We start from the raw sequence: 620 nt of genomic DNA on the forward strand, positions 1-620 counted from the left end.
AGAGTTTTACGCATAGTACCTCCGACGGTTGAGCGTTTTAACTTATTTGTTGTATTTATTTTTTTAGGTCATCTGACTGATAACTTCTATTATTTTATAAAAAAAGCGGCGCTAATGCGCCGCTTTATGTAGGTCATTGAGAAAAGTCTCAATTATAGAATGTCTAGTAGCTCAACTTCGAATACTAGTGCTGCGAATGGAGGGATTGCAGCGCCTGCGCCACGTTCACCGTACGCAAGGTCTTGTGGGATGTATAGTTTCCACTTAGAACCTACAGGCATTAGTTGTAGAGCTTCAACCCAACCTTTAATTACGCCAGTTACTGGGAACTCAGCTGGTTGGCCGCGAGATACAGAGCTGTCGAATACTGTGCCGTCTGTTAGTTCACCGTGGTAGTGAACACGTACAGATTTATCAGCTGTTGGGATTTCGCCAGTACCTTCATTGATGATTTCGTACTGTAGGCCAGATTCAAGAACATTAACTTCTGGACGTAGAGCGTTGTCTTTTAGGAACGCTTCACCATCAGCTGCTGCTGCTTTAGCTGCTTCTTGACGAGCTGCTTCTGCGCGAGTGTGTAGCTCTTGCAGTGCATTGTTGATTTCGTCAATTTCGATTGA

At 44.0% G+C, this 620-nt stretch carries 1 protein-coding gene; it reads right to left on the reverse strand.

The features are described from left to right. Positions 1 to 152: 152 nt before the first annotated feature. Positions 153 to 620 (reverse strand): FKBP-type peptidyl-prolyl cis-trans isomerase (locus R7Q48_RS28635; RefSeq protein WP_318133720.1); only part of this gene is annotated, 468 nt, incomplete at its 5' end.

This window comes from Vibrio sp. 378 (assembly GCF_033339435.1).